Raw genomic sequence first — 420 nt, 5'->3', positions numbered from 1 at the left:
ATTTTATATCAATTAGAAGAAGAGTGTATTAAACAAGGACATACTTATTTGCCAAGTCAATTTTTAATAGATAATGTACAAGATATGTTATCAAATCCACCAGCAGAAGAAATAGAAAGAAATCAAATTGAAGCACAAATTGAGCAACTCGTTAATGATACTAAATTAATACAAAAAGAGGACAAGTTTGCAATTCCAAGTTTGTATTACTCAGAAATTAAAAGTGTACAAAATCTCTATCGTAATTTTACGTATACGAAGAAATTAAAAGATATGGAAACTTCGGAACTATTGTTAGAAATTGGAGATATTGAAGATAAAAACAACGTCAGCTATGCCGAATCACAAAGAGAAGCTTTACAAACAGCGATGAATTCTAAAGTGATGTTATTAACTGGAGGACCTGGTACTGGTAAAACC

1 protein-coding gene is annotated in these 420 nt (G+C 30.2%); it reads left to right on the top strand.

Going from position 1 to position 420, the window contains the following annotated elements:
* Positions 1–420 (top strand): AAA family ATPase (locus FHL79_RS26685; protein WP_218938610.1); only part of this gene is annotated, 420 nt, incomplete at both ends.

The sequence above is a fragment of the Modestobacter altitudinis genome (assembly GCF_005930475.1).
GTDB classification, from domain to species: domain Bacteria; phylum Actinomycetota; class Actinomycetes; order Mycobacteriales; family Geodermatophilaceae; genus Modestobacter; species Modestobacter altitudinis.
Note: the sequence above shows the minus strand (reverse complement) of the source record. Positions and strands in the feature narration are given on the sequence as shown.